At 61.8% G+C, this 3,267-nt stretch carries 3 protein-coding genes; all 3 read left to right on the top strand.

Translation table 11 applies throughout. From position 1 onward, the window contains the following. Nucleotides 1–1,224 (top strand): N-6 DNA methylase (locus ACN27A_RS34295; protein WP_421459146.1); only part of this gene is annotated, 1,224 nt, incomplete at its 5' end. Further along, complete coding sequence (locus tag ACN27A_RS34290; protein ID WP_421459144.1) at nucleotides 1,221–2,714, top strand: type I restriction-modification system subunit M; 1,494 nt, start codon at nucleotides 1,221–1,223, stop codon at nucleotides 2,712–2,714. The genes ACN27A_RS34295 and ACN27A_RS34290, both read left to right, overlap by 4 nt. Next, nucleotides 2,711–3,267 (top strand): restriction endonuclease subunit S (locus ACN27A_RS34285; protein WP_421459143.1); only part of this gene is annotated, 557 nt, incomplete at its 3' end. The genes ACN27A_RS34290 and ACN27A_RS34285, both read left to right, overlap by 4 nt.

Genomic DNA, 3,267 nt, shown 5'->3' with positions numbered 1-3,267 from the left:
CAGGCGTTGGTCACCGCGTTCCGCGAGATTGAGAAAGCCAACCCCGACACTCTGTATGGCATCTTCGGCAACGCACCGTGGACCAATAAGGACAAGCTCTCCGACGCCAAGTTGGCGGACCTCATCGAACGCCTCTCCACCAAGCCGCTCACCAACGCAGCCGTGTCTCCGGATGTATTCGGGCAGGCATACGAGTACCTCATCAAGAGGTTCGCCGACCAATCCAACAAGAAGGCCGGCGAGTACTACACCCCGCGCTCGGTGGTCCGGATGATGGTCAACATCCTCGACCCCAAGGAGGGCGAAAGCGTCTACGACCCGGCGTGCGGGACCGGCGGCATGCTCATCGAGGTCATCGAACACGTCAAAGCCGAGGGCGGACAGGCGCAAACCCTGTGGGGCAAGCTGTTCGGACAGGAAAAGGTTCTCGCCACCTCCGGCATCGCAAGGATGAACCTCCTGCTACACGGCATCGAGGACTTCCGCGTCGTACGCGAGGACACGCTGCGCAGCCCGGCCTACTTCGATGGATCGCATCTGGCTCAGTTCGACTGCGTGATCGCCAATCCACCGTTCTCCCTGAAGAACTGGGGACAAGAACAGTGGGCGACCGACAAGTGGGGACGCAACCACCTCGGAGGGGTGCCCCCGAGCGGATACGCGGACTGGGCGTGGGTCCAACACATGCTGACCTCCGCGACGCCGCGCAAGGGACGTGTGGCCGTGGTGCTGCCGCAAGGTGCCTTGTTCCGCCAGGGCGCCGAAGGCCGGATCCGTGAGCACTTCCTCAACACGGACTACATCGAAGCGGTGATCGGCCTCGCCCCGAACCTCTTCTACGGAGCCGGGCTTGCCCCCTGCATCCTAATCCTGCGGCGCAACAAGTCCACCGCCCATAGCAAGGAGGTGTTGTTCATCAATGCCGAGCACCTGTTCAAACGTGGACGCAACCAGAACACGCTGGAACCCGAGCACGCTGGCGCGATCCTCAAGACGTACCAGGCCTTCAGCGACTCACCGGGACTCTCACACGTCGCCACCCTCAACGAGATCAAAGCCAACGGCTACAACCTCAACATTCCGCTCTACGTCGAACCCGCCGACACCGACGAGGAGGTCACCCTCGACCAGGCGCTCGCGGACTTGCAAGCCGCACACATGGCTGCCGGCGAGTCGCGGGCGGCACTGAAGAAGGAACTTGCGAAATGGGGACTGGGCGCATGAGCAAGCGCATCACCCAGAACGAATTGGAGAACTATCTGTGGGGCGCAGCGGTCTTGCTGCGCGGGCTGATCGACGCCGGCGACTACAAGCAGTTCATCTTCCCGCTGGTGTTCCTCAAGAGGCTCTCCGACGTGTACGACGAGGAGCACAACATCGCTCTGGCGGAGTACGGCGACGAGGAACTGGCGGACCTGCCGGAGAACCACCGCTTCGCCATCCCCGCTGGCGCGCACTGGGACGACATCCGCAACGTCACCACCAACGTCGGCGCAGCGATCCTCAAGGCCATGCGGGCCGTCGAATCCGCCAACCCCGACACTCTCGCGGGAGTATTCGGTGACGGCGACTGGGGTAACAAGTACCTGCTCCCCGACGCAACGCTCGGCGACCTCATCGAGCACTTCTCCTCTAAGACGCTGTCCGTGGAGAACCTGCCCGAGGACGAACTGGGGCAAGGCTACGAGTTCCTCATCAAGAAGTTCGCCGACGACTCCGGCCACACGGCCCAAGAGTTCTACACCAACCGCACCCTCGTCCACTTAATGACGATGATGCTGCAACCCCAAACCGGCGAATCCATCTACGACCCCACCTGCGGCACAGGCGGTATGCTCATCTCGGCTGCCGCCGAGCTGCGCGGCCAGGGCAAGGAGTGGCGAAACCTGAAGCTGTACGGGCAGGAACTCAACCACGGCACCTCTGCTATCGCCCGGATGAACCTCTTCTTGCATGGCATCGCCGATGGCCACATCGGTCACGGCGATACCCTCGCAGCGCCGGCATTCCACGACCGCCACGGACGACTGAAGACCTTTGACGTGGTGCTCGCCAACCCGCCCTACAGCATCAAAGCGTGGAACCGCACCGCATTCACCAAGGACCCCTACGGGCGCAACACGTGGGGTGTCCCGCCTCAGGGGCGCGCCGACTACGCTTTCTTCCAGCACATCGCCAAGAGCCTGGACCCCAAGAGGGGCCGGGCAGCGATCCTTTTCCCACATGGGGTGCTGTTTCGTCGGGAAGAGGCCCCGCTTCGTGAAGCACTGGTGAAGTCCGACCTGCTGGAGTGCGTGCTCGGGCTGGGTGCCGGGTTGTTCTACAACAGCCCGATGGAAGCCGTGGTGGTGACGCTGCGCACCAAGAAGCCGCCCGAGCACAAGGGGAAGGTGCTGTTCATCAATGCGGTCAATGAGGTGTCCCGCGACCAGGCGCAGTCCTTCCTGCGGGAGAATCACCAGAAGCGAATCCTGACTAGCTACCAAGGTTTTTCAGATGAACTGGGGTTCTCGGCTGTCGCCACAATGACGCAGATCGCCGGAAAGGGCTACAGCCTCGCCATCCCGCTCTATGTCGCCGCCGAGAACACCACTGACCCCGAAGACGTGATCAACATCGAGGACGCGGTCGCCCAATGGCGTACCGCAACCGCTGCTGCCGACGAATCAGTGTCCCACTTGATCTCGTTTCTCGGTCAGGAGGCGTCCCGGTGAGCCTTAGCCTGGACAAGAGAACGTGGAAGCGGACGATTCTCGGCGATGTCGCCGAGGCGTCAAAAGAGAAGTGCGATCCCGCCGACGGCGAGGTGGAACGATATGTCGCCGGTGAACACATGGACACCGACGACCTGACCATCCACCGCTGGGGTGAGATTGGGGATGGCTACCTAGGTCCAGCGTTCCACCGCAGATTCCGGCCAGGACAGGTTCTCTACGGTTCCCGCCGAACTTATCTCCGCAAGGTGGCCGTCGCCGATTTCGACGGCGTATGCGCCAATACAACCTTTGTGATCCAACCCAAGGACGAGCGTGTGCTGTTGTCGAGATTCCTACCGTTTGTCTTGACCGCAGAACCTTTTCACGCCTTCGCTCTTGCCGAGTCGAAGGGGTCGGTCAACCCCTACGTCAACTGGTCAGACATCGCCAGGTATGAGTTCGGCCTGCCTCCGCTCGACGAGCAGAAGCGAATTGCCGATCTGTTGTGGGCTGTGCAAGAAGCGATTGAAGATACCTCAACTGTTCAGCGGGCTATTTCCGCCGCACGCTC

This window comes from Micromonospora sp. WMMD737, assembly GCF_049179055.1.
Taxonomy (GTDB): Bacteria; Actinomycetota; Actinomycetes; order Mycobacteriales; family Micromonosporaceae; genus Micromonospora; species Micromonospora reichwaldensis.
Note: the sequence above shows the minus strand (reverse complement) of the source record. Positions and strands in the feature narration are given on the sequence as shown.